This window comes from Bacillus australimaris (genome assembly GCF_001307105.1).
Taxonomy (GTDB): Bacteria; Bacillota; Bacilli; order Bacillales; family Bacillaceae; genus Bacillus; species Bacillus australimaris.
In genome coordinates this window covers 19870-37914 of sequence record NZ_LGYN01000004.1, presented here as the reverse complement: position 1 = coordinate 37914, position 18045 = coordinate 19870, and the positions used below count along the sequence as shown (strand labels likewise).

20 protein-coding genes and 2 tRNA genes are annotated in these 18045 nt (G+C 42.1%); all 22 read left to right on the top strand.

Annotated elements, in window-relative coordinates:
* Nucleotides 1-66: 66 nt before the first annotated feature.
* Entirely contained in the window at nt 67-324 is a 258-nt protein-coding gene (gene veg / locus AKG37_RS05435) for a biofilm formation stimulator Veg (protein WP_003217979.1), read from the top strand.
* Between the two features lie 163 nt (nt 325-487).
* Nucleotides 488-673, top strand: coding sequence for a small, acid-soluble spore protein, alpha/beta type (locus tag AKG37_RS05430; RefSeq protein ID WP_012008653.1), 186 nt, complete (start codon nt 488-490; stop codon nt 671-673).
* 146 nt (nt 674-819) lie between these two features.
* Nucleotides 820-1689 carry a 4-(cytidine 5'-diphospho)-2-C-methyl-D-erythritol kinase gene (ispE, locus tag AKG37_RS05425; protein ID WP_060697883.1) on the top strand — a complete coding sequence of 290 codons (870 nt, stop codon included), beginning with the start codon at nt 820-822 and terminating at the stop codon, nt 1687-1689.
* Between the two features lie 55 nt (nt 1690-1744).
* Nucleotides 1745-2578 (top strand): pur operon repressor, encoded by an 834-nt coding sequence (gene purR, locus AKG37_RS05420; protein WP_034624436.1) that lies wholly within the window; start codon nt 1745-1747, stop codon nt 2576-2578.
* Between the two features lie 38 nt (nt 2579-2616).
* The gene (ridA, locus tag AKG37_RS05415) at nt 2617-2994 is read left to right on the top strand and encodes a 2-iminobutanoate/2-iminopropanoate deaminase (RefSeq protein WP_024425639.1); all 378 of its coding nucleotides are present in this window, start codon (nt 2617-2619) and stop codon (nt 2992-2994) included.
* A gap of 224 nt (nt 2995-3218) precedes the next feature.
* Entirely contained in the window at nt 3219-3515 is a 297-nt protein-coding gene (gene spoVG / locus AKG37_RS05410; protein ID WP_008357439.1) for a septation regulator SpoVG, read from the top strand.
* A 198-nt stretch (nt 3516-3713) separates the two neighbouring features.
* Nucleotides 3714-5084, top strand: a complete 1371-nt coding sequence (gene glmU / locus AKG37_RS05405; RefSeq protein ID WP_060697882.1) for a bifunctional UDP-N-acetylglucosamine diphosphorylase/glucosamine-1-phosphate N-acetyltransferase GlmU — start codon at nt 3714-3716, stop codon at nt 5082-5084.
* A gap of 22 nt (nt 5085-5106) precedes the next feature.
* Entirely contained in the window at nt 5107-6060 is a 954-nt protein-coding gene (locus AKG37_RS05400; protein WP_060697881.1) for a ribose-phosphate diphosphokinase, read from the top strand.
* A gap of 138 nt (nt 6061-6198) precedes the next feature.
* Nucleotides 6199-6825, top strand: coding sequence for a 50S ribosomal protein L25/general stress protein Ctc (locus AKG37_RS05395; RefSeq protein ID WP_060697880.1), 627 nt, complete (start codon nt 6199-6201; stop codon nt 6823-6825).
* 140 nt (nt 6826-6965) lie between these two features.
* Nucleotides 6966-7532, top strand: coding sequence for an aminoacyl-tRNA hydrolase (gene pth / locus AKG37_RS05390; RefSeq protein WP_060697879.1), 567 nt, complete (start codon nt 6966-6968; stop codon nt 7530-7532).
* A 55-nt stretch (nt 7533-7587) separates the two neighbouring features.
* On the top strand, nt 7588-7818 hold the full coding sequence (locus tag AKG37_RS05385) for an anti-sigma-F factor Fin (protein ID WP_003217967.1): 231 nt from the start codon (nt 7588-7590) through the stop codon (nt 7816-7818).
* A gap of 68 nt (nt 7819-7886) precedes the next feature.
* Nucleotides 7887-11420 carry a transcription-repair coupling factor gene (gene mfd, locus AKG37_RS05380; RefSeq protein ID WP_060697878.1) on the top strand — a complete coding sequence of 1178 codons (3534 nt, stop codon included), beginning with the start codon at nt 7887-7889 and terminating at the stop codon, nt 11418-11420.
* A gap of 139 nt (nt 11421-11559) precedes the next feature.
* Nucleotides 11560-12096, top strand: a complete 537-nt coding sequence (gene spoVT / locus AKG37_RS05375) for a stage V sporulation protein T (protein ID WP_003217990.1) — start codon at nt 11560-11562, stop codon at nt 12094-12096.
* Nucleotides 12097-12287: 191 nt separating this feature from the next.
* Complete coding sequence (locus AKG37_RS05370; RefSeq protein ID WP_060697877.1) at nt 12288-13892, top strand: putative polysaccharide biosynthesis protein; 1605 nt, start codon at nt 12288-12290, stop codon at nt 13890-13892.
* On the top strand, nt 13882-15366 hold the full coding sequence (yabN, locus tag AKG37_RS05365) for a bifunctional methyltransferase/pyrophosphohydrolase YabN (protein ID WP_060697876.1): 1485 nt from the start codon (nt 13882-13884) through the stop codon (nt 15364-15366). The genes AKG37_RS05370 and yabN overlap by 11 nt, the downstream gene beginning before the upstream one ends.
* Nucleotides 15363-15623 carry an RNA-binding S4 domain-containing protein gene (locus AKG37_RS05360; RefSeq protein ID WP_008341839.1) on the top strand — a complete coding sequence of 87 codons (261 nt, stop codon included), beginning with the start codon at nt 15363-15365 and terminating at the stop codon, nt 15621-15623. Before yabN ends, AKG37_RS05360 begins: the two co-directional genes overlap by 4 nt.
* A 73-nt stretch (nt 15624-15696) precedes the next feature.
* Nucleotides 15697-16005, top strand: coding sequence for a sporulation protein YabP (gene yabP / locus AKG37_RS05355; RefSeq protein ID WP_048239558.1), 309 nt, complete (start codon nt 15697-15699; stop codon nt 16003-16005).
* The gene (gene yabQ, locus AKG37_RS05350; protein ID WP_060697875.1) at nt 16002-16640 is read left to right on the top strand and encodes a spore cortex biosynthesis protein YabQ; all 639 of its coding nucleotides are present in this window, start codon (nt 16002-16004) and stop codon (nt 16638-16640) included. The genes yabP and yabQ overlap by 4 nt, the downstream gene beginning before the upstream one ends.
* A gap of 18 nt (nt 16641-16658) precedes the next feature.
* Complete coding sequence (locus AKG37_RS05345) at nt 16659-17033, top strand: FtsB family cell division protein (RefSeq protein WP_060697874.1); 375 nt, start codon at nt 16659-16661, stop codon at nt 17031-17033.
* An 82-nt stretch (nt 17034-17115) separates the two neighbouring features.
* Entirely contained in the window at nt 17116-17511 is a 396-nt protein-coding gene (locus AKG37_RS05340) for a S1 domain-containing RNA-binding protein (RefSeq protein ID WP_060697873.1), read from the top strand.
* A 176-nt stretch (nt 17512-17687) separates the two neighbouring features.
* Nucleotides 17688-17761, top strand: a tRNA-Met gene (locus tag AKG37_RS05335).
* A 26-nt stretch (nt 17762-17787) separates the two neighbouring features.
* Nucleotides 17788-17859: transfer RNA gene (locus AKG37_RS05330), tRNA-Glu, on the top strand.
* Nucleotides 17860-18045 lie beyond the last annotated feature (186 nt).

The following is an 18045-nucleotide window of genomic DNA, read 5'->3' as shown; positions in this document are numbered from 1 at the left end:
ATAATTTAATTTTTATTTGACAAAAATGGGCTGTTGTTGTATAATTATCTCAGTGAGGTGGATGCAATGGCGAAGACTTTGTCCGACATCAAAAGATCGCTTGATGGTAACTTAGGTAAACGTTTGACGTTAAAGGCTAACGGAGGCCGCCGTAAAACAATTGAGCGTTCGGGCATTTTAGCTGAAACGTACCCTTCTGTATTTGTGATTCAATTAGATCAAGATGAGAATTCGTTTGAAAGAGTTTCTTACAGTTATGCAGATATACTGACTGAGACGGTCGAATTAACGTTCGATGATACCGCTAGCTCAGTCGCCTATTAATGGGCAGTGAACTTTTTGTTTACTGCTTTTTGTTTTGCCTTTTTTTCCGAATGGGAGTCTGTCCATTTTTTGAAAGGGGTAAAAGGAAGGATTCGATACAAAATAAGAAAGCCACAGAAGCAGTGGCACTGATTCGAATTCTCGACTAAAGGGGCTGTTTCGTTTGGGTAGACGCCGAGGCATTATGTCAGATGAGTTCAAATACGAGCTGGCGAAGGATCTTGGATTTTATGATACCGTCAAAAATGGAGGCTGGGGAGAGATTCGTGCACGTGACGCAGGTAATATGGTCAAACGTGCCATTGAATTAGCTCAGCAGCACATGGCTCAGGATGAGAATCAACGATAGAAAAACGGTCAGGGATACCTCGGGTGTCTCTGGCTTTTTTTAATGAAAAAGTCAGTGTGCTGAGCGTTAAAGCCAATATTCATCAGATCAATCAAATGTGATACAATATTGATACTTATGTTTAGATGGAGAAGTAGGTGAAATGTTTGCGTATTTTAGAAAAAGCACCGGCGAAAATTAATCTCTCACTTGATGTTCATGGAAAAAGACCGGATGGATATCACGAAGTGGAGATGGTGATGACAACAATAGACCTTGCAGATCGACTAGAGCTGACGGAGCTGGACAAAGATGAAATCCGTGTATCATCTCATAATCGATTTGTGCCAGATGATCAGCGTAACTTGGCTTATCAGGCGGCTAAATTACTCAAAACAAGGTTCGGTATTCAAAAGGGCGTATCGATTGTCATCACAAAAGCAATTCCTGTTGCAGCAGGTTTAGCTGGAGGGAGCAGTGATGCGGCAGCAGCGCTTCGCGGTTTAAACCGTTTGTGGAAGTTGAATCTCACGTTAGATGAACTAGCTGAGCTTGGAGCGGAGATCGGCTCAGATGTCTCTTTTTGTGTTCACGGAGGCACAGCACTAGCTACAGGACGTGGAGAGAAACTAAAGCATATCGCGACACCGCCGCATTGCTGGGTGATTTTAGCAAAGCCGGTGATTGGGGTATCTACAGCTGAAGTTTATAGACAATATGACGCAAGCAAAGTAGAACACCCAAATGTACAGCGTATGATTGAAGCCATTGAAGCGAAAAATTATAAAGAAATGTGCGGCTCACTCGGTAACGTTCTAGAGTCTGTGACACTAAAGATGTATCCGGAAGTGGATATGATCAAGAGACAGATGAAGCGTTTCGGTGCTGATGCTGTATTAATGAGTGGAAGCGGCCCAACTGTGTTTGGCTTGATTCAATATGAATCGAAGGTACAAAGAATATATAACGGACTGAGAGGATTTTGTGATCAAGTATACGCTGTCCGCATGATCGGCGAACAAAATGCCCTTGATTAAATCCGTATATTAAGTTATATTATTCATAAATTATTCGGGTTCTGGGGGTAAGTTCATGAAGTTTCGTCGAAGCGGCAGATTGGTGGACTTAACAAATTATTTGTTAACCCACCCGCACGTACTAGTACCGTTAACTTTTTTTGCAGAACGATATCAATCTGCGAAGTCTTCCATTAGTGAAGACTTAACGATTATCAAACAGACCTTCGAACAGCAGGGAATCGGCACATTGCTTACTGTACCTGGAGCTGCTGGCGGAGTGAAATATATTCCAAAGATTCACCTAAAAGAAGCAGATGACGTAGTAAACGATATTGGAGAGGCATTATCAACTCCTGAACGTGTACTTCCTGGTGGTTATTTGTATCTAACCGATGTTTTAGGCAATCCATCGATTCTTGCGAAAATTGGTAAGCTGTTTGCGACCATCTTTGCGGATCGTGCGATTGATGTCGTCATGACCGTTGCGACAAAGGGTATTCCAATTGCCTATTCAGTTGCGGGTTATTTGAATGTGCCTGTTGTGATCGTTAGAAAAGATAATAAGGTAACCGAAGGATCAACTGTCAGTATTAATTATGCGTCAGGTTCTTCAAACCGAATTCAAACCATGTCACTTGCAAAGCGCAGCTTAGATAAAGGCTCCAATGTGTTGATCATTGATGACTTTATGAAAGCAGGCGGAACCATTAATGGCATGATGAATTTGCTGGAGGAATTTAATGCAAATGTTGCAGGGATCGGTGTTCTTTTAGAAGATGAAGGCGTAGATGAACGTCTTGTTGATGAATATGTCTCGTTGTTAAAGCTTTCAACCATTGATATGAAGCAGAAAATCATTGAGATCAATGAAGGCAATTTCCACGAGTTTTTTCATTCGAAAGCGTAAGCTTTGATCAAACATGTATTTGAATGGGAGAGATTGATATGACAAAAGTTGTTCAAACCAAACATGCACCAGCAGCCATTGGACCTTACTCTCAAGGTATTATTGTCAATAACATGTTTTACAGCTCAGGGCAGATTCCATTAACCCCAGCTGGAGATTTTGTAAATGGAGATATTAAAGAACAAACACATCAAGTGTTCCGTAATCTTGAGGCTGTGCTTGAAGCAGCAGGTGCTTCCTTTGAAACAGTCGTGAAAGCCACTGTTTTTATTAAAGATATGGAACAATTCGCAGAAGTGAATGAAGTGTACGGTGAGTATTTCCATACACATAAGCCAGCTCGTTCATGTGTGGAAGTAGCAAGACTTCCAAAAGATGCTCTTGTAGAAATTGAAGTCGTTGCTTTAGTGAAATAAACAGGCACTCTCAATAAAAGCCGTTTGGTTTCATTCTATGCAGGAAAAGACATCATCATGATGTCTTTTTTTATGCTGGAGATGAAAGCGTCGCCATGAATATGACAAAAAATGTATAAATATCCCGATATTTCAAAAAAAGTTTAAAAAAAGAGCAGGAGAATCACCACGATCGTTGAATACCTAAGTAATGCTTTTATATTGGGAAAAGGTGGTGAACTACTGTGGAAGTTACTGACGTAAGATTACGCCGCGTGAATACCGATGGTCGCATGAGGGCGATTGCATCCATCACGCTGGACCACGAATTTGTTGTTCATGATATTCGTGTGATTGATGGAAACAATGGGTTGTTTGTTGCAATGCCTAGCAAACGCACGCCTGATGGAGAGTTTCGCGATATTGCACATCCAATTAATTCAAGCACTCGGGGTAAAATCCAAGATGCTGTATTAAATGAATATCATCGCTTAGGCGAAGAGGAAGAAACAATTGAATATGAAGAAGCTGGAGCTTCTTAATCATACGTGAACCTAAAAAGACAGCTTTAAGAGAAAATGAATGTTTTCTTTTAAATGCTGTCTTTTTTGCGTTTTTTCTCAGGTTTCTTGCGTGTTTCATCCATTAGAAAATTATTGTACTTCCTTATGTATCCTTGAAATCAGTTCTTATTTAGGATATATTTTTCTATGGATAATAGGGATATTGGAGGCCAATCAATGGATAAGCGGTTCGCAGTGATTTTAGCAGCGGGAAAAGGAACGAGAATGAAGTCAAAGCTATATAAAGTACTTCATCCAGTTTGCGGAAAGCCAATGGTCGAGCATGTGGCAGATGAAGCGTTAAAGCTTTCTTTAGCCAAGCTAGTAACAATTGTCGGTCATGGAGCAGAGGACGTCAAAGAGCAGCTTGGAGACAGAAGTGAGTATGCACTTCAAGAAGAACAGCTAGGAACAGCACATGCCGTCAAACAAGCAAAGTCGTTCCTTGCGCAGGAAAAGGGAACAACCATCGTCATTTGTGGTGATACGCCATTATTGACAGCGGAAACAATGGAAGCCATGTTAAGCGAGCATCAAAAACATCAAGCGAAAGTTACAATTTTAACAGCACATGCGGATGATCCGACTGGTTATGGCCGCATTATTCGTGATGCGACAGGTGCTGTGGTGAAAATTGTGGAGCATAAAGATGCAAATGATTCAGAGCGTCAAGTGAATGAAATTAATACAGGAACCTATTGCTTTTCAAATGAAGATCTCTTCCGTGTGATTGAGCAAGTGTCGAATGAAAATGCACAGGGTGAATACTACTTGCCAGACGTCATTGAAATTTTAAAGAATGAAGGGCAAACAGTTGCAGCTTATCAAACTCCGCATTTTGAAGAAACACTTGGAGTCAATGATCGTATCGCTCTATCACAAGCAGAGCAATTCATGAAGCGACGTATTAATCATCAGCATATGAAGAATGGTGTGACCTTGATTGATCCTGAGAACACGTATATTTCGCCAGATGCTGTCATCGGTGAAGATACAGTTATTTATCCTGGGACGGTCATCAAAGGGAATGTAAAAATCGGTGCAGACGCCACTATTGGGCCAAACACTGAAATTGTTGACAGTGTCATCGGAGATCGCACAGTGATTAAGCAATCTGTCGTCTGCGATAGTGAGGTTGGAGTCGATGTGACAATTGGGCCGTTTGCTCATATACGCCCGTTGTCGAAAATTGGAGATGAAGTGAAAATCGGGAACTTTGTCGAAATCAAGAAAACGGTTTTTGGTGACCGCAGCAAAGCATCTCATCTAAGCTACATTGGAGATGCAGAGGTCGGAACTGATGTAAACCTTGGCTGTGGTTCTATTACAGTCAACTATGATGGGAAAAACAAATTCTTAACGAAGATTGAAGACGGCGCCTTTATTGGCTGTAATTCAAATCTCGTTGCACCAGTCACTGTCGGAAAAGGGGCATATGTTGCAGCCGGTTCAACGGTTACAGAAGATGTACCACAGGATGCACTGTCTATTGCTAGAGCAAGACAAGTCAATAAAGAAGATTATGTGAAAAATATTCATAAAAAATAATCCAAATACCCGGAGGTTTACCATGTCTAATCGTTATGCTGATGCGAATTTAAAGATATTCTCTTTGAATTCAAACCCTGAACTTGCCAAAGAAATTGCCGAACGTATCGGAGTTGATGTAGGAAAGAGCTCTGTTAAACGCTTTAGTGACGGTGAAGTCCAAATCAATATTGAAGAAAGTATCCGCGGCTGTGATTGTTATGTCATTCAATCAACAAGTGCACCAGTCAATGAGCATATTATGGAGCTGCTCATTATGGTGGATGCGCTAAAACGCGCTTCTGCAAAAACTGTCAATATTGTGATCCCTTATTACGGATATGCACGTCAAGATCGTAAGGCAAAGCCTCGTGAGCCAATCACTGCGAAGCTTTTTGCAAACTTGCTTGAAACTGCAGGTGCTACACGTGTTATTGCACTTGATCTTCATGCGCCGCAAATCCAAGGTTTCTTTGATATTCCAATCGATAACTTAATGGCTGTGCCAATCTTAACAAACTATTTCGAACAGAAGAACTTGAATGATATCGTTGTTGTGTCTCCTGACCACGGTGGTGTGACACGTGCGCGTAAAATGGCAGACCGCCTGAAAGCGCCAATCGCAATTATCGACAAACGTCGTCCAAAGCCAAATGTTGCTGAAGTCATGAACATCATTGGTAACATTGAAGGCAAAACGGCAATTCTGATCGATGATATCATTGATACAGCTGGTACCATTACACTTGCAGCAAATGCGCTTGTCGAAAATGGAGCAGCTGAAGTATATGCTTGCTGTACGCACCCAGTATTGTCTGGACCAGCAGTAGAACGTATCACAAACTCTAAAATTAAAGAATTAGTTGTGACAAACAGTATTCAATTAACTGATGACAAGAAAGTTGGAAAATTCATTCCGCTTTCAGTTGGGCCTTTGCTTGCAGAAGCCATCATCCGTGTACATGAAGAAGAATCTGTGAGCTACCTTTTTAGCTAATTCTTTTACCAAAAAAGGCCCTAGGCATCAGCTTAGGGTCTTTTTGCTTTCATTGTTTACAGCCAAACATGTTTAAAATAATGCGGTTATGGGTATTTATGAGAGTAGTGACAAAAAAGAAATAGGATGGTGCTGAATATGGCAACTTTAAAAGCAAATAAAAGAACTGATTTCAAACGTTCCACACTGCAAAAAATCCGTCATTCAGGACACGTTCCTGGTGTCATATACGGAAAAAATACAGATAACTTGGCTGTTTCATTAGACAGCGTCGATTTATTAAAGACCTTACGTGATGAAGGGAAGAATACAATCATCAAATTAGACGTGAGCGGTGAAACGAAATCCGTGATGGTCACAGAATTACAAACAGATCCGCTGAAAAACGAGCTTGTCCATGCTGATTTCCAAGTCGTTGACTTACAGCGTGAAATTGACGCGGATGTCCCTGTACAGCTGATTGGCGAGTCTAAAGGGGTAAAAGATGGCGGTGTGCTTCAGCAGCCACTATTTGAATTATCTGTATCAGCGAAACCAAAAGATATCCCGCAACATATTGAAGCTGATATTACTCATTTAGAAGTCAATGATGTCTTAACAGTTGCAGATTTGCCTGTTCAGTCATCTTATCAAATCAATAACGATCCAGAAGAAGTCGTTGCATCTATTCTGCCGCCTCAGCAATCAGAGGTTCCTGAGCCTGATAGTGAAGAGGAGCCGCAAGAACCTGAAGCCATTAAAGAAAAGGATGACGATGGAGAATAACTGGTCATTTAGAGACGTAACCCTCCCGCGGTTGCGTCTTTTGTGCTAGAATGAAAAGAATTCATACGTTTTTACATGAGGCAATCCCATTGGCTCATTTTTTAGGCGTGTGCTGTGTGACAAAGGAGGTTATTGGTTTCATGATTGCATTCGTTGGATTAGGTAATCCAGGAAAAGAATATGAAAAAACAAGACATAATGTCGGGTTTATGACAATAGATGAACTATCGAAAAAATGGGATATCCCTTTAAGTCAATCCAAATTCCATGGACAATTTGGAACTGGGTTTGTTTCGGGGCAAAAGGTTCTACTTGTAAAGCCGCTTACATATATGAATTTATCAGGAGAATGTGTGCGTCCGCTGATGGACTATTACGATATTCCCCTTGAACATTTGAAAGTGATCTATGATGATCTTGATTTGCCAACTGGCCGGATTCGTTTACGTACAAAAGGAAGTGCAGGCGGGCATAATGGAATCAAATCGTTGATTCAGCATTTAGGGTCACCTGAGTTTGACCGATTCCGTATCGGCATTGGACGTCCTCAAAACGGCATGAAGGTCGTTGATTACGTGCTAGGACGCTTCTCAGAAGAGGAACAGCCTGACATCGCATCAGCTATTCAATCATCTGTCGAGGCATGTGAAGCCGCTTTAACAAAGCCATTTTTAGAAGTGATGAATGATTTTAACAAGAAGGTATAAGAATCATAAGCAAAGCACATACTGATCATAAAATCTCAGCATGGGAGGATCACGTATGGCTTTGCATTATTACTGCCGGCACTGTGGTGTAAAGGTTGGCAGTCTAGATGAATCTGCTGTCCAAAGTGAAGCACTTGGATTTCATCACTTAACAAATGAGGAAAGAAACGATATGATTTCTTATAGGGAAAATGGTGATTTACATGTACAAACCATTTGTGAGGATTGCCAAGAGGCGCTCGAAAGAAATCCTGATTACCATCAGTATCATACTTTTATTCAATAAAAAAGCTTTGGTGTAGATATTAGACCAAAGCGTTTTTCTGTTTTAAACAAGCAGGGAGGAGGAGCCAAATGAAAAACATACAATCATTTATCAAACAAAGTGATGATTTTCAGTCCATTTTTAATGGGCTAAAGGAAGGGTTAAAAGAACAGTTGCTCGCCGGACTATCAGGCTCCGTCAGATCTTTATTTACAGCCGCAATATCAGACGAACTCAAACGGCCAATGTTTATTGTGACGCACAATTTGTATCAAGCGCAGAAGGTAACGGATGATCTAGCAAGTGTTATACCGGATCGCTCGGTTCTTCTTTATCCTGTCAATGAACTCATCGCGTCAGAAATTGCGGTGGCCAGCCCTGAGCTGAGAGCACAGCGTTTAGATGTCTTGAATCGACTGGCAAATGGTGAAAATCCTATTGTCGTCACACCAGCTGCTGCGGTGCGCAGGATGCTTCCGCCAGTTGAGCTCTGGAAGGAGAGTCAGGTCCATTTAAAGATCGGTGAAGAAATTGATTTGGAGGCGTTTTCAAAACAGCTCGTACAAATCGGTTATGACCGGACGTCGATGGTTGCTGCGCCTGGGGACTTTAGTGTGCGTGGAGGAATTATTGATATCTATGCGTTAACGGAAGACCATCCAATTCGTATTGAACTGTTTGATACAGAAGTAGACTCGATTCGGACATTCCACTCAGATACACAGCGTTCATTAGAGACACTTCAAGAGATCAAAATCGGTCCGGCAAAAGAGTTGATCGTCAGGGGTCCTGAACGAGTAAGAGCGATTGAACAGCTGGATGAAGGTCTTGCGAAAAGCTTAAAGAAATTCAACTCAGACAAACAAAAAGAGCTGCTGCATCAAAATATTTCTGCTGATCGAGAGAAGCTGTTAGAAGGCATCGTGACACAGGAAATGACGAAGTACCTGTCCTATTTCTATGAAAAGCCTGCTAGTTTGCTAGATTACACATCGCAGGATACGATTATTATTTTAGATGAAATCAGTAGAATTCAGGAGATGGAAGAACAGCTTGAACAGGAAGAAGCCGATTGGACAATTAGTCTGCTTGAAGAAGGCAATATTCTTCATGATTTATCTCTTTCTTTCCCGTTCCAAGAACTGATCAATCAGCACTCAAGGTCTATTCTGTACTACTCCTTGTTCCTGAGACATGTCCAGCAGACGAATCCGCAAAATATCGTCAATGTATCTAGTAAGCAAATGCAGAATTTCCATGGGCAGATGAATGTGCTTGCGAGTGAAATTGAACGCTATAAAAAACAACAATACACGGTTGTTTTCTTAGGTGCGGATGAAGAGCGGACAGAAAAGCTGTCGTCTGTGTTACATGATTATGATATTGAAGCGGCTCTTGCGAAACCAGACGCTGAGCTTGTCAGCGGTCAGGTGTATATTTTACAAGGTGAGCTGCAAACAGGCTTTGAATTGCCATTATCAAAAATTGCCGTGATCACAGAAGGTGAACTCTTCAAGAAACGCGTGAAGAAGCAGGCACGTAAGCAAAAACTGACCAACGCGGAGCGAATTAAAAGCTATTCAGAGCTTCAGGTTGGCGATTATGTGGTGCACATTAACCACGGGATCGGTAAATATTTAGGGATTGAAACGCTTGAAATTGGCGGCATTCATAAAGATTATTTAAATATTCATTATCAAGGAAGCGACAAGCTTTATGTACCGGTTGAACAAATTGATCAAGTACAGAAGTATGTAGGCTCAGAAGGTAAAGAACCAAAGCTGTACAAATTAGGCGGCAGTGATTGGAAGCGCGTGAAGAAAAAAGTTGAAACATCTGTACAGGATATCGCAGATGATTTGATTAAGCTGTACGCAGAACGTGAGGCAAGCAAAGGATATGCATTCTCGCCTGACCATGAGATGCAGCGTCAGTTTGAATCTGCGTTCCCTTATCAGGAAACAGATGATCAAATCCGTTCGATTCACGAAATCAAACAGGACATGGAACGGGAGCGTCCAATGGACCGCCTGCTTTGTGGAGATGTGGGATACGGAAAAACAGAGGTGGCGATTCGAGCGGCCTTTAAAGCAATTGCTGATGGGAAACAGGTAGCTCTGCTTGTTCCGACAACCATCTTAGCGCAGCAGCATTTTGATACTATTATGGACCGATTCCAAGACTACCCTGTTAAAATCGCTCAGCTTAGCCGTTTCCGTACAAGAAAAGAAACAACGGAAACGTTAAAAGGGTTAAAAAATGGAACGATTGATATGGTCATCGGCACACATCGTCTTCTTTCTAAAGACATTGTCTACAAGGATTTAGGGCTGTTGATCATTGATGAGGAACAGCGTTTTGGTGTGACACATAAAGAGAAAATTAAGCAGATGAAAGCCAATATCGATGTATTGACATTAACGGCTACGCCAATTCCGCGTACGCTTCATATGTCCATGCTTGGCGTGCGGGATTTATCCGTTATTGAAACACCGCCTGAAAATCGATTCCCTGTTCAAACCTATGTGGTCGAGTACAATGGCGCTTTAGTCAGAGAAGCGATTGAGCGAGAATTAGCACGCGGCGGTCAAGTTTATTTCCTTTACAACCGCGTTGAGGATATTGAACGGAAAGCAGATGAAATCTCCATGCTAGTCCCAGATGCAAAAGTCAGCTATGCACATGGGAAAATGAGTGAGAACGAGCTGGAATCAGTGATGATCAATTTCCTTGAAGGTGAATCAGATGTATTAGTCAGCACCACCATCATTGAAACGGGAGTCGATATTCCAAATGTGAATACGCTCATTGTGCACGATGCCGATAAAATGGGGCTATCTCAGCTGTACCAGCTAAGAGGACGAGTCGGGCGCTCGAATCGTGTCGCTTATGCTTATTTCACGTATCGAAAAGATAAAGTTCTTTCTGAAGTAGCGGAGAAAAGACTTCAAGCCATTAAAGAATTCACTGAGCTTGGATCAGGATTTAAAATTGCGATGCGTGATTTAACGATTCGAGGAGCAGGGAACTTACTTGGTGCTCAGCAGCATGGTTTCATTGATTCCGTCGGATTCGACCTCTACTCTCAAATGTTGAAGGAAGCCATTGAGGAAAGAAGAGGCGATACAACGGCTCAAGATAAATTCGAGCCAGAAATTGATCTGCAAATTGATGCTTACATTCCGGACACTTATATTTCCGACGGCAAGCAAAAGATTGAGATGTATAAGCAGTTTAGAGCAATCGGATCAATTGAAGAGCGAAAAGAGCTTGAAGATGAAATGATTGACCGATTTGGTGAATATCCGCAAGAAGTGGCTGACTTGTTCACAATTGCGACGATGAAAGTGTACGCAATTCAGGAACGTGTGGAACTGATTAAGATGGAGAAAGGGATTGTCAGACTCACACTTCAAGAGCAAGCAAGCAGTGAAATCGACGGTCAAAAATTATTTGAGCTCGGCAGTAAATATGGACGTGAGATTGGTTTGGGAATGGAAGGAAGCAAGCTGATTATTTCTGTTCAAACGAAGGGCAAGAAAACGGAGGAATGGCTTGAGGTCGTTCTGAGTATGCTTCGAGGCCTGCAAGATGTGAAAAAAGAAACCATTCCTTCTTCATAAAATTTTGTTTGTCTCTCGTGTATATTACGTTTGATGTGACGGATACTAAACTCAGGGTCAAGTGGTGAATGTTGCATAAAGTGGACGCTTTTGTTCCATTCACCCAACACATCATCAAACGAAAGAGAGGCAGCAGTGAATGAAAGCAACTGGAATTGTACGCCGCATCGATGATCTAGGTAGAGTGGTTATTCCGAAGGAGATCCGCAGAACATTGCGCATCCGAGAAGGAGATCCGCTTGAGATTTTCGTCGACCGCGATGGAGAAGTGATTTTGAAGAAGTATTCGCCGATTAGTGAGCTAGGAGACTTTGCGAAGGAATATGCTGATGCATTATTCGACAGTTTGGGTCATTCCATCCTGATCTGTGATCGAGATACGTATATTGCTGTATCCGGCAGTTCGAAAAAAGAGTACTTAAACAAATCCATCAGTGATTTACTCGAACGAACAATGGATCAGCGTAATTCTGTGTTAGAAGAAAGCAAAAAAGAAATTCAACTAGTCGATGGTATTGATGATGACGTATCTGCTTATACCATTGCACCTATTGTTGCAAACGGAGATCCGATTGGCGCCGTCGTTTTATTTTCTAAAGAGCGTTCAATGGGAGAAGTGGAGCATAAAGCGGCAGAAACGGCAGCTGGCTTCTTAGCCCGTCAAATGGAACATTAGGTCTAATAATTCTATATCATTTTGATAACACGAAAGAATGCCGATGAAATCATTTGATTTTGTCGGCGTTTTTTATATGGAATGAAACAAAACGAAACATGTACCGTCTACTCGTTAGAAAGAAACGACTTTTTATTCACGTATGATATAATGAGTGCGTTTAACTGTAGATCTATTTAAAGGAGTCATCCATGAAAAATGCTGTGAATCAGCCTCATTGGCTTTTCCAGGGTGCGGTGATTTTGACCATCGCAGGCTTGTTATCAAAGATATTAAGTGCCGTTTACCGTGTCCCGTTTCAAAACATCGTAGGGGACACAGGGTTTTATATTTATCAGCAGGTATATCCATTCCTTGGCATTGCCATCATGCTTGGCACAACAGGTTTTCCTGTCATGGTGTCCAAGCTTTTGAGTGAGCATGGGGATGAGAATCGACGGATCATTACAAGGGTATCCTTGGTATATATCACTTTACTGAGCCTGGTCTTATTTCTTTGCCTTTACATAGGAGCAGGCAGAATTGCGAGCCTTATGGCAGACAGCCAATTAATTTTGCTCATCCAGATGAGTGCCTTTGTGTTTCTATTTTTGCCGCTCACTGTGATGCTGAGAGGCGTTTTTCAGAGTGACGGTTTGATGCTTCCAACGGCTATTTCTCAATTGATTGAGCAGCTCATCAGGGTCGGTGTCCTGCTTGTTTTATCCTTCTATTTCGTGAGGCATGGCTATTCGCTTTATGAAACAGGGGCGGGGGCAGTTTTCTCTTCTATCGCGGGAAGTGCGACCTCGCTCATTCTCCTGTTTTTTCTATGGCTGACCTATCAAAAACAGTCTGCTAAAAGTATGTCAGTGAAACAGCCGACTCTTCGGAGAAAGGATGTTTTGAAGAGCTTGGTGCTGTATACTTTGACGATTTGTGTCAGTGGATTGCTCATTTTATGGATGCAAATGATTGATGCTTTTCATCTGTATGCGCTGCTGCGCAGCGAGGGTCTGAGTGAAGCTGCCGCAAAGGCGGCGAAAGGTGTGTATGACCGAGGTCAGCCTTTCTTACAGCTCGGAACGGTGTTTGCCATCAGCATTGGAACCTCTCTTGTGCCATTTTTATCAGCGGCCGTGAGGAAGGGAGAGCATACAGCGCTACGGCAAAAAATTCGTACATCGATTAAGACCACGTCAGTGTTGGGAATTGGTTCTGCTGTCGGGCTGATTTGTATTCTATCACCAGTAAATACAATGCTATTTCGTAATGATTTAGGCACAGACGCCCTGCAAATATTCTGTATATCGATCGCCTTTACATCGATCGCCATTACGCAAACGGCTTTACTGCAAGGGCTCGGGCATCCCGTGTATCCCGCTGTTGTGGTGATCCTCAGTGTGCTAGTGAAATGGGTACTCACGATTGGACTAGTCCCTTTATTTGGCATACACGGTGCCGCATGGTCAACTGTATGTGGTTTTCTCGCAGCAGCAGTGCTCAATGCCGTTTATTTGAAGCATAAAGGGTGGATTTCATTGAGAGAGCTATTCCCATTGAAAATTCTTTTATCGGCCGCCTTCATGGCCATTATCTTAATAGGGTATCAGACTTTGTTTTCCTGGGTCATCCCCTTTGAAAAACGTCCGTTTTCCGTTTTAGAGAGCCTGACATCAGTTTTTATTGGTGGTTTCGCCTTTTTATATAGTATTCTTAAGCTAGAAGTATTTACGGACGAGGAATGGAGACTCATTCCATTAGGAGAAAAGATTTTATATTTTAAACAGATGAGAGGGAATCAAAATGGCAGGTAAGATTACCGTCGTCGGTCTCGGGGCAGGCGACATGGATCAGCTGACGCTCGGTGTATATAAGCAGCTGAAGCAGGCGAAAGAAGTATTTATGAGAACGCAGGATCATCCGCTAACCGCAGAGTTGATGCAGGAGATCCCAGCTCTGACCTTTTTTGATGAGATTTATGAAAAGCACGATCAATTTGAACAGGTGTATCAGGAAATTACTGAAATCTTGTTTGCAGAGGCTGCGGAAAAGGATATTGTGTACGCTGTTCCAGGTCATCCATTTGTGGCAGAAAAGACCGTGCAGCTGCTCGTCGCCCAGCAGCAAGAGCGCGGGATTGAGGTGTCTGTTGCTGGTGGACAAAGCTTTCTAGATGCGACATTTAACTCCTTGCAGATTGACCCTATCGAGGGGTTACAATTTGTTGATGCAGGGGATATGAGAGCGGAAGACTTGAAATTAACCCAGCATGTTCTGATTTGTCAGGTATATGATCAGATGACAGCTTCGAATGTGAAGCTCACGCTGATGGAAAAGCTCCCTGACGATTATAAAGTCTATATTGTGACGGCAGCGGGAAGCAGTCAGGAACAGATTACCGCCGTTCCTTTATTTGAACTTGATCGAGATGTGTCGATAAATAACTTAACGAGTGTATATGTACCTCCGATTCAAGATGAACAGCTGCTTTATCAACAATTTGACACCTTCCGTGACGTCATACGTACATTAAGAGGTCCTGAAGGCTGTCCATGGGATCAAAAACAAACCAATGAGTCACTCAAACCATATTTAATTGAAGAATGCTATGAACTGCTTGAAGCGATAGATGAAGATGACCCAGATCATATGGTAGAAGAGCTCGGTGATGTGTTGTTGCAGGTGTTGCTTCACGCTCAAATTGGTGAAGATGACGGCTATTTCTCAATCGATGACGTCATTCAGCATGTCACAGAAAAAATGATTCGGCGACATCCCCACGTATTTGGTGACACGAATGTTTCTGAGGCAGCAGATGTGGTTGCCAACTGGGAAAAAATCAAACAGCAGGAGAAGCCGGAGCGGGCCAGTTCTATTTTACAATCGATTCCGGCGACACTTCCAGCACTAACAAAGGCATACAAACTCCAAAAGAAAGCTGCCAAAGTGGGCTTCGATTGGACAGATGTTCAAGATATTTGGAACAAATACGAAGAAGAAAAGCAGGAATTTCTCGTTGAAGTGGCAGAGAAGACGGACGAAGGTGCAACGAAGCAGATGAAAGATGAATTTGGAGATCTTTTGTTTGTTCTCGTCAACATAGGAAGGTTCTATCACCTAGAGCCTGAAACGGCGCTTGCTTCTGCCAACACGAAATTCATGCGGCGCTTTCAGCATATCGAACAAAAAGCAAAGGACATGGGCCGTTCATTAGATGACTTAACGCTAGAGGAAATGGACGATTTATGGAACGATGCCAAACGTATAGAAAGAGGGGAACACACATGAGACTAGATAAATTTTTAAAAGTGTCTCGCTTAATTAAAAGAAGAACATTAGCAAAAGAAGTAGCAGATCAAGGCAGAATTTCTATTAACGGAACACAGGCGAAAGCTAGCTCTGACGTGAAAGAAGGAGACGAGCTTCAAATCCGCTTTGGTCAAAAACTTGTGACTGTTCAAGTCAACGAGTTAAAGGATACGACGAAAAAAGAAGAAGCTGCTGGCATGTATACTGTGCTAAAAGAAGAAAAAACAGCAGAATAGGGCTTGTTCTAAATGACCCTCTTACCACATACAATGCAGTAACATGCAAGTATGAGATATGGGGGATGTATAAATGAATCAATATTATAACCAACCTCAAGGTACGAAGCTGTCATCAGAAGCGGAGCACAATGTCACAATGCGAAACAGAAAGCATTTAGATATTACCGGCGTCAAACAAGTGGAAAGCTTTGATAGTGAAGAATTTCTGCTGGAGACGGTCATGGGGATTCTCGCCATCCGCGGAGAAAATCTGCAAATGAAGAACTTAGACGTCGAAAAGGGCGTTGTGTCAATCAAAGGGCGAGTCTTTGATTTAATTTATGTAGATGAGCAGCACGGGGAGAAAGCTAAAGGATTTTTTAGCAAGCTGTTTAAATGACGCTGACAGTCCAGTTTTATACGATGCTTTCCATGGCGGCGATGGGCATCTGGCTGGGCGCATCGCTTGATACGTACAAGCTGTTTGTGAACCGGGAAAAAACAGCAAAATGGCTTTTGGTCATTCACGATCTCCTTTTTTGGATGGTACAGGGTCTCTTATTCTTTTACGTCCTGCTGCTGACAAATGAAGGGGAATTCAGGCTTTATATTTTTCTAGCCGTTGCTCTAGGTTTCTCGATGTATCAGGCATTGATGAAACAGCTGTATCTCAACATTCTCAAGTTTATCATGATGTGTGTATACCAGACCGTACTCTTCCTAAAAAGGCTGGTCATGTCGATTGTCTTCCAGCCGATCCGCTGGATGATCACATTGGTCATAAGTGCTATTCTGTTCTTGCTCCACTCGCTCTTACGTCTTGTTCGTTTTACGTTTCGGCTCGTGTGGAAGGTGCTGTCGATTGTTTGTTATCCGCTCATCTGGTTACTTAATGTGACCATTATTCATCGGATTCCCGAAAAATGGCGAACATCAATGAGATTGTTTTTCTCAAAAGGAGCAGGAATTTTACAAGGGACCAAGAAATTATCTGGTACCATCAAAACGAAATGGAAACAATTCTGGACAAAGTAAGAGAGGAGGCCTTCAACCTTGAACAATAGAAAAAGAAATATTGCACAAATTCAAAATGAGTATCAAAAACAAATGGAACAGCAAGCTCAGCGCTTAAAACGCAAACGTCGCGGACTCCTTAGAAGGCTTACCGTGTTTGGTGTAATCGTGCTTATGTTTGCTGTCTTGGTGACAAGTGCCCTCTGGTCGCAATCTTCCTCACTAAAGGAAAAAGAAGAGAAGAAGGTTGTACTCCAAAAAGAGTTGAAGCAATTACAAACAAAGCAGGAAGATATTTCTGATGAAATTAAGAAGCTGAAAAGCAAGGAATACGTGCTCGAACTGGCACGACGTGACTATTATATGTCCAAAAAAGGCGAAAAAATCTTTGATGTGGGCAATAAGAGCGATTAGCCTTGTTGACACTTAAAATTCAGTTTATGTATAATTGAACAAATGAGATTTTTTTATAAGTCTAAGGAGGAGCACTTTTTTTATGTCGATTGAAGTTGGCAGCAAGTTACAAGGGAAAGTTACGGGCATTACAAATTTTGGAGCTTTTGTGGAGTTGCCAGGCGGTTCAACTGGTCTCGTTCATATCAGTGAGGTAGCCGATAACTATGTAAAAGATATTAATGAGCATTTAAAAGTCGGTGAACAAGTTGAAGTGAAAGTGATTAACGTTGAAAAAGACGGTAAAATCGGCTTGTCCATTAAAAAAGCAAAAGATCGTCCTCAACAACAAGCAAGACCGAGCAGAAATGATTTCCGTCCGAAGGAATCGTTTGAACAAAAAATGAACAAATTCTTAAAAGATAGCGAAGACCGCTTAACATCTTTAAAACGTAACACGGAATCAAAACGTGGGGGGCGCGGAGCAAGAAGAGGATAACTTGTTGCTGCTTTCTATATATTTTTCACAACAAAGCATCTGCTGTAGCAGGTGCTTTTTTTCTTGATCCATACGACATTTTTTAAGGTTTCGTGATTTAATTTAAAACTTCCTATTGACGGACAAGCGAATCCTTTGTATTATAGTTCTTGTGCTTCTTAGCGCATTTTCATTATGGCGGTGTAGCTCAGCTGGCTAGAGCGTACGGTTCATACCCGTGAGGTCGGGGGTTCGATCCCCTCCGCCGCTATCCTTTTAAAAAAGAACATTAAGCAAGGCCCGTTGGTCAAGCGGTTAAGACACCGCCCTTTCACGGCGGTAACACGGGTTCGAATCCCGTACGGGTCATCTTCGAAACAGCTTTCTATAGGAAGGCTGTTTTTTTGTGCTTTCGTAAAATTGTGATGAAAGACATCGACTTTCATGAAAGTATGCCTCTTTGACGAATAAAGCGTCGAACGTTTTATGGAAACGACAACTTCTTTTGACAAAATTTCTTTTTCACCTTCGCTATAATGACAAGCAACGAATATC

Coding starts and splice junctions, on each gene's coding strand:
- glmU (WP_060697882.1), top strand. CDS start 3,714: ATGGATAAGCGGTTCGCAGTGATTTTAGCAGCGGGAAAAGGAACGAGA.
- purR (WP_034624436.1), top strand. CDS start 1,745: ATGAAGTTTCGTCGAAGCGGCAGATTGGTGGACTTAACAAATTATTTG.
- AKG37_RS05360 (WP_008341839.1), top strand. CDS start 15,363: ATGAGACTAGATAAATTTTTAAAAGTGTCTCGCTTAATTAAAAGAAGA.
- AKG37_RS05370 (WP_060697877.1), top strand. CDS start 12,288: ATGAAAAATGCTGTGAATCAGCCTCATTGGCTTTTCCAGGGTGCGGTG.
- AKG37_RS05385 (WP_003217967.1), top strand. CDS start 7,588: ATGGCTTTGCATTATTACTGCCGGCACTGTGGTGTAAAGGTTGGCAGT.
- yabN (WP_060697876.1), top strand. CDS start 13,882: ATGGCAGGTAAGATTACCGTCGTCGGTCTCGGGGCAGGCGACATGGAT.
- AKG37_RS05340 (WP_060697873.1), top strand. CDS start 17,116: ATGTCGATTGAAGTTGGCAGCAAGTTACAAGGGAAAGTTACGGGCATT.
- spoVT (WP_003217990.1), top strand. CDS start 11,560: ATGAAAGCAACTGGAATTGTACGCCGCATCGATGATCTAGGTAGAGTG.
- pth (WP_060697879.1), top strand. CDS start 6,966: ATGATTGCATTCGTTGGATTAGGTAATCCAGGAAAAGAATATGAAAAA.
- ridA (WP_024425639.1), top strand. CDS start 2,617: ATGACAAAAGTTGTTCAAACCAAACATGCACCAGCAGCCATTGGACCT.
- yabQ (WP_060697875.1), top strand. CDS start 16,002: ATGACGCTGACAGTCCAGTTTTATACGATGCTTTCCATGGCGGCGATG.
- mfd (WP_060697878.1), top strand. CDS start 7,887: ATGAAAAACATACAATCATTTATCAAACAAAGTGATGATTTTCAGTCC.
- AKG37_RS05400 (WP_060697881.1), top strand. CDS start 5,107: ATGTCTAATCGTTATGCTGATGCGAATTTAAAGATATTCTCTTTGAAT.
- yabP (WP_048239558.1), top strand. CDS start 15,697: ATGAATCAATATTATAACCAACCTCAAGGTACGAAGCTGTCATCAGAA.
- AKG37_RS05395 (WP_060697880.1), top strand. CDS start 6,199: ATGGCAACTTTAAAAGCAAATAAAAGAACTGATTTCAAACGTTCCACA.
- veg (WP_003217979.1), top strand. CDS start 67: ATGGCGAAGACTTTGTCCGACATCAAAAGATCGCTTGATGGTAACTTA.